This is a genomic window from Microbacterium album (genome assembly GCF_014643695.1).
GTDB lineage: Bacteria > Actinomycetota > Actinomycetes > Actinomycetales > Microbacteriaceae > Microbacterium > Microbacterium album.
Genome location: NZ_BMJY01000003.1, coordinates 353730 through 360131, shown reverse-complemented (window position 1 = coordinate 360131; position 6402 = coordinate 353730). Strand labels below are relative to the sequence as shown.

The following is a 6402-nucleotide window of genomic DNA, read 5'->3' as shown; positions in this document are numbered from 1 at the left end:
CGGCGAAGACGATCAACGCCCGTATCCGGTTGGACAAGCGCACCCGGCCCCGGGTGTCGTTGACCGGGGAGGAACTCCCGGCCCGGTTCCCCCACGTCGGCCAAGCACTACGAGACGGTGTGCTCGGCGCGGATGCCGCGCACGAGATCACCAGTGCCCTCGCGCGGGTGGAGGATCGTGCTGACCCGGTCGAGTTCGACGCGGCCGAAGCCACGACAGTGGCGTACGCCACTGGCGCCCTGGAAGAGCAGGCCGGGATGATTCCGCCCACGTTCGCGGAAGTCGAGGTGCACGCGCGCACCTGGGCGGCGTACCTGGACCAGGACGGCCCCGAACCTGACGCGGAACGTGCCGCCCGCAACCGGGGTCTCACCCTCGGCACGCCCCGGGACGGAGTCGTCCCACTACGGGGCGCGCTGCTCCCGGAGGTCGCCGCGGGGCTGCAGCGACTGCTGGATGCGCACCTGAACCCCGCCGTCCGCTTCACCCCCACCGACCCCGAAGACCGGGACGAAACCGAGGGCTGGTCACCCGATGAGGCGGTGCACGACCCCCGCACGAACACCCAGAAACGGCACGACGTGCTCGCCGTGATCATCCAGTCCGCCGCGAAGGCGGCGGAGACACCGACGCTCGGCGGTGCCGCCCCGACGCTCGTGGTCACCGTCGCCGAGGACGACCTCCACGACCCCACCGCCGCGGCGACGATCGACGACACCCCCGTCCCCGTATCGACCGCGCACCGGATCGCGTGCACCGGGGCCGTGCAGAAGGTGATCCACGACCGCACCGGAAGGATCATCCGCCTCGGCAGCCCGGAGCGGGTGTTCAACGCCCACCAACGCCGGGCGATCACCGCCCGCGACGGCGGATGCATCATCCCCGGATGCACCATCCCCGCCGCCTGGTGCGAGATCCACCACGTCGACGAACACGCAAACGGTGGCCCCACGCATACCGACAATGGTGTGCTCCTGTGCTGGTGGCATCACCACAACCTCGACCGCTCCGGATGGGACATCCGCATGCGAAACGGCACCCCCGTCATCAAAGCGCCACCCTGGATCGACAGACGCGGCACCTACCGACCCGCACCCAACGCCCTCACCCGACCCCGCGGTCCTTCCGGGTAGCACCACGAGGCGCTTCCGCTGCGCTTCAGCGCGCGGGCGCTGCGCGCCTGGTTGGCGGGCGCACTCGCGCCCGCACGCTCGCGCTGCGCGCTCCTTTCTTTTCTCTCCCACGCGTCGGGCCCCGAGGGGCCGCTCCTCGGGGGAGGCGCTTCGCTTTGCTTCGCGCGCCGGCGCTTCGCGCCTGGTTGGCGGGCGCACTCGCGCCCGCACGCTCGCGCTTTTTTCTTTTCCTCCCACGCGTCGGGCCCCGGTGGGGCCGCTCCGCGAGGGAGGCGCTTCCGCTGCGCTTCAGCGCGCCGGCGCTGCGCGCCTGGTTGGCGGGCGCACTCGCGCCCGCACGCTCGCGCTGCGCGCTCGCACCGGGTTGAGGTGGGTGGGTAGGGGTACGGGCTTTTGGTCGCTCGTTGAGCGGAGCGGCGGAGCCGCGGAGTCGAAACGGGTCGAGCGGAGCGGCGGAGCCGCGGAGTCGAAACCGAGGCGGGCAAGAGCGGGGAGGAGGCCGCACCGCCCCCGTACAGAAAGAAGCGCCGGCTCGGCGGAATCGCCGAGCCGGCGCGTGGGTGCGGCGGCTCACTCTCGCGGCACCCGGGCAGGGCGGCGGCCCGATAGCCGCCCGACCCCCTTCGGAGGCTGATCGTCAGGCGCCCGCGCGCGCAAAGACGATCACGAAGCCTCCGTCGGTCTCGCGGATCTGCACACCCAGACCTGGACGCTCGCCGTCGAGCGTGTCGTAGCCCGTGCCGTTCTCGGCTCCGTCCGCGCGGTAGAGCTCGTAGCCGGCCAACGCCGCCTCGTAGTGCGCCAGGACATCCTCGATCGGCGCGTCGGTGGCGTACGAGGCCGTCTCGGTGGTGTCGTCGAACGACCCGCTCGTGAGACACAGCACGGCGCCCGCCGGAGGCGCGGGCCAGTCGTCCGGCACCGATGCGACGTCCGCCAGATCGGCTGGCACGACCGCCAGCGGATACGCGTCCTGGCACTCCTGCGGCACCTCCCCTTCCCGCTGCGGCATCTCCGGCAGGGCACCGGATGCGGGCGGATCTTCGGACGTGGCAGGGGCTTCGGCGCGGGGCGCCTCGGAATCGGGGGCGGCGCAGGCGGTCAGGGCGAACGCGAGCACCGCGACGATCCCGGCACTCGCTGCAACGCGCCTCATCGCGCGTCCTCCCGCTCCGCGACGCGGCTGCGGCCGACGGCGAGCCAGATGCCGGTGACCGCCAGCCAGGCCGGCATGAAGACACCGGGGAGTCCGGGCACACCGCTGATGAGCACCAGGAGGAGTGCGCCCGCCGCCGCGATGGTCGTGAACCCGCCGAGGATCCGGGAGACGCTGCGCTCGGCCCAGGCCATCCACGCGAGTCCGAAGGCCGAGACGAGGACACCCGTCCACGGCAGGTAGGCGCCGAAGTCGGTGAGCATGTAGTACACGAACAGGCCCTCGGAGTCGTACAGACCGGCCTCCGGGCCGAGATAGTTGGCCAGAGCGCCGCGCCACCCGTAGCCGAGCACCAGCGCACCGGCGCTCGCCACGAGGCCGACGCTCACCACGCGCGCGCCGATCGAGCCCGCGAAACGCTGCTCGACGTGGCGGCGCCAGGCCGCGGCGAACACGATGAGGGCGAGGATGGCGAGAAGGCCGACGCTGTAGCCGATGCGTCCGAGGGCGGGATCGAGACCGGCCATGTCGGCCGAGGTCACGATGTAGTCGCGGCCTTCCTGCCACGCGGCCGTCTCCGCCGCGGGACGCAGGTCGGTGCCGACGGTGCCGATGGCGCCGGCGGCCCCGGCGAGGGTCGCCCACAGCGGCCACGCGACGAAGCGGCGGCCGCGGGGTGCCGCGGAGTTCGAGCGGGACGCGTGAGGACGCGCGAGATCGGGGGTCGAGGACATGGGTCTTCCTTTGTGTGTCGAGGGGCGGGCGCGGGGCCGCGCGGTCGCAGGGGCGACCGGATCCCACACTCGCGCCGGGCGCGGCCCGACCATCAGGTGCCCATGTCCTCGATGTGCCGGGGACGCGCCGTGGGACGTTCACCGGGACGTTCACCGGGACGCATGCGGCCGGCCGGTCGGCTCAGGCCGTGACCGGCTCCGGCACGTAGGTGAGGGCGTTCTTGTACGAGCTCACGGGGATGGCGCCCAGAGGCAACCACTCGATCGCGACGCGCACGCGCAGCAGCCGGCGCACGGCCTCGGCGAGCTCCGCTGCGAGCTCGTCCCCGACGTTGGCCCCCGTCTCGATCTCGACCGGGATCGGGTCGTCGAACCGCACCTGGTCGGGGGACGCCTTCCGGATGCGCAGGCGCTCCACGATGTGGCCCGAGTGGCCGAGGATCACGTCGCGGATGTCGCTCGGGAAGACGTTCATCGCCTTGTAGATGAGCATGTCGTCGGTGCGGCCGATGCACGCGATGCGGGGCGTGCGGCGTCCGCACGCGCACTCCATCCCCAGGACCTTCACGTGGTCGCGGGAGCGGTACCGCACGACGGGCGTGGCCTCGCGCGTGAACGTCGTGTAGACGGCCTCGCCCTCGACGCCGTCCGCCCACGCGAGCGGCTCGCGCGTCTCCGGATCGATCAGCTCCACGTGCACGTTGCGGGACGCGGCGAAGTGCATGCCGTCGCCCTGCCCGCACTGCGCCCACATGCCGGCCATCACGTCGCACATGCCCATGACCTCGCTGATGCGCTCGGCACCCCACGCCTCGAGCGTGCGCCTCCGGGTCTCGGGGTTCCCGATGCCGGGCTCGCCACCCGCGAGGATCGTGCGCACGTGCAGCCGCGGCGCGGGCTTGCCGAGAACCTCGGCGCACCGCTCGGCGAAGAAGCCGACGAAGGACGCCGTGCCCATCAGGACGTCGACGCGGAGGAGGTCCATGAGCTGCGCCTGGCGCTCGGTCGGCTGCCCGCCGATCCACGCGAGTGTGGCGCCGACGGCGCGGACGGCGTCCGCGTAGGGCATGCCGCCGGCCACCATCGGGATGCCCGTCGTCAGGGCCACGATGTTCCCGGGCCCCACCCCGGCGATCGCGAGCCAGTTCGCCAGCGAATCGCGCCAGGTGTCGAGGTCGCGGGCTGTGAGCCCGAAGAACGTGGGGTTGCCCGTCGTGCCGGACGATCCGATCACCTGGGCGATCTCCTCGTCCGGAACCCCCTGCATGGGACCCAGCAGCGGATCTTCCGGCCCCCGCTCGCGCTGGGTGCGACGGATGTCGTCTTTCACCGTGAAGGGGACCCGGGCCCAGCCGGCCCCGTCCAGGTCGGCGTCAGCCTCCGCGAGCCGCTCGGCGTAGAACGGGGACCGCTCGCGCAGACGTGCGACGAAGCCCGGCAGCTGCGCCCGCTGCCACGAGAGGATCTCTTCCCAGTCGTGGGTCTCGAGTGTGTCGCGCAGATGCTCAGCCATGCCTGCTTCCTTGGAGGTCAGCGGTCGGTCGCGGCCTTCTCGCCGCCCGGGGGACCGCCCGAGTCTATGACCGCGCGTGGGTGCGCCCCGAATGTCCTTCCGTGACATGGAACCGGCCGGCGCGGGGTTGCTCGGAATCGCGTAGACCGGAGATGGAATGGCCGCCGTCCGACGGCCATTCCATCTCCGGTTCTCTCGGATCGCCGCGCCACCGACCGCCTCGCTGCGGTCCCGCATGAGCGACGACCGCTCGTGCGCAGCATTCGCGACGCGCCGACGGCGGCGCGCCGCGTCCGACGAATCGAACTCTCATCACTTCTGCACTGCGTCCCCTTCCCGTTACCGATCGCCTGCGCTGGAAGCAGGCCTCCGACGACGTGTTCGTCGCGACCCTCGACGAGGAGTTCGCGGGCTTCATCTCGGTCTCCGGCCGCGCGCACGTCCTGCACGGCGCTCACGCACAGCGCCTCGGCGTGTTCCGCTCCCACCGCGACGCCCGCGCGGCGCTCCGCCACCACACCGGCCCGCCCAGCCGCCCCTGACGGCGAAGGGGTCGGCGGCCGCGGCCGGGCGTTCGCGGGGCACGGCCTGGGGAACCCCTCCGTATACGTCTCGGCGCATGGGTCCCCCTGTAGCGTGAGGCACAGCGATCGGCGACCGCCTTTGGCTTACAGGCCGCCCGCGGCCACACCACTCGAGGCCGCCCGGCCCGCCACCAGACAGGGGGCTCGCCCATCTCCTCCACCATCACGTCCGCCCCGCCCAGCCGCCTCGGTCCGGTCCGCCAGACCTACGCCGGCACCGACACCTTCCCGCCTCTTGCCCGCGCCTACACCCAGGTGTCGCGCGTGGTGAAGGAGACGGGCCTCCTGCAGCGGACGCGCTGGTTCTATGCCCTCGTGGGCGGCGCGCTCGCCGTCGCGTTCGGCGGTGTCGTGACCGGCTTCATCCTGCTCGGCGACAGCTGGTTCCAGCTGCTGATGGCAGCGGCGCTCGGCATCATCTTCACGCAGGTCGCGTTCCTCGCCCATGAGGCGGCGCACCGGCAGATCTTCGCCAGCGGCCCCGCGAACGCGCGGCTCGCGCGCGTGCTCGCAGCGGGCGTGGTCGGCATCAGCTACGCCTGGTGGGACTCGAAGCACTCGCGCCACCACGCCAACCCGAACAGGGTCGGCCGCGACCCCGACATCGAGGTCGACACGATCTCGTTCCTGGACGAGGACGCGGCGCAGGCACGCGGCCTGCGCAACGCGATCACGCGGCGCCAGGGGTGGCTGTTCTTCCCGCTGCTCACGCTGGAGGGCCTCAACCTGCACTGGCAGGGCCTGCGTCACCTCCTTTCCCGCGAGCCCGTCAAGGGCCGTTGGGTGGAGCTGGGGCTCATCGCGCTGCGCTTTGCGCTGCTGCTGACCCCCGTCTTCCTGCTGCTGCCGGTCGGGATGGCGTTCGCGTTCCTGGGGGTGCAGCTGGCCGTGTTCGGCGTGTACATGGGCGCGTCCTTCGCCCCCAACCACAAGGGGATGCCCGTCATCGCCCCCGACGCGAAGCTGGACTTCTTCTCGAAGCAGGTGCGTACGTCCCGCAACATCTCGGGCGGCTGGTGGGCCACCTGGCTGATGGGCGGCCTCAACTACCAGGTGGAGCACCACCTGTTCCCGAACATGCCGCGTCCGCACCTGGCGCGCGCCCGCGAGATCGTGCGGGAGTACTGCGCGAGCATCGACGTGCCCTACACCGAGACCACGCTCTGGCGCTCGTACGGCATCGTCATCGCCTATCTCAACCGCGTCGGGCTCGCCGCTCGCGACCCGTTCGACTGCCCCGCCGCGTCGCAGTTCCGCCGCGCCTGACCGCCCGGGGCGCCCG

6 protein-coding genes are annotated in these 6402 nt (G+C 72.1%); 3 read left to right on the top strand and 3 right to left on the bottom strand.

The features are described 5' to 3' along the window. The coding region (locus tag IEX37_RS06470; protein WP_194461742.1) for an HNH endonuclease signature motif containing protein at positions 1–1133 on the top strand (1133 nt) is incomplete at its 5' end. A gap of 637 nt (positions 1134–1770) precedes the next feature. Here IEX37_RS06470 and IEX37_RS06465 read toward each other — a convergent pair. The 3 genes from IEX37_RS06465 to IEX37_RS06455 all read right to left on the bottom strand — a co-directional run bounded on the left by IEX37_RS06465 (position 1771) and on the right by IEX37_RS06455 (position 4536). Continuing rightward, positions 1771–2289 (bottom strand): hypothetical protein, encoded by a 519-nt coding sequence (locus tag IEX37_RS06465; protein WP_188755405.1) that lies wholly within the window; start codon positions 2287–2289, stop codon positions 1771–1773. Then, positions 2286–3023, bottom strand: coding sequence for a hypothetical protein (locus IEX37_RS06460; RefSeq protein WP_188755404.1), 738 nt, complete (start codon positions 3021–3023; stop codon positions 2286–2288). Before IEX37_RS06460 ends, IEX37_RS06465 begins: the two co-directional genes overlap by 4 nt. A gap of 181 nt (positions 3024–3204) precedes the next feature. Continuing rightward, positions 3205–4536, bottom strand: coding sequence for a phenylacetate--CoA ligase family protein (locus IEX37_RS06455; RefSeq protein ID WP_188755403.1), 1332 nt, complete (start codon positions 4534–4536; stop codon positions 3205–3207). 377 nt (positions 4537–4913) lie between these two features. Here IEX37_RS06455 and IEX37_RS06450 point away from each other — a divergent pair, with 377 nt between their 5' ends. Together IEX37_RS06450 and IEX37_RS06445 are read left to right on the top strand one after the other, a co-directional pair. Beyond that, a complete protein-coding gene (locus IEX37_RS06450; protein WP_188755402.1) occupies positions 4914–5078 on the top strand; it encodes a hypothetical protein in 165 nt (54 codons plus the stop codon). A gap of 204 nt (positions 5079–5282) precedes the next feature. Next, on the top strand, positions 5283–6386 hold the full coding sequence (locus tag IEX37_RS06445) for a fatty acid desaturase family protein (protein ID WP_373286253.1): 1104 nt from the start codon (positions 5283–5285) through the stop codon (positions 6384–6386). Positions 6387–6402: the final 16 nt, after the last annotated feature.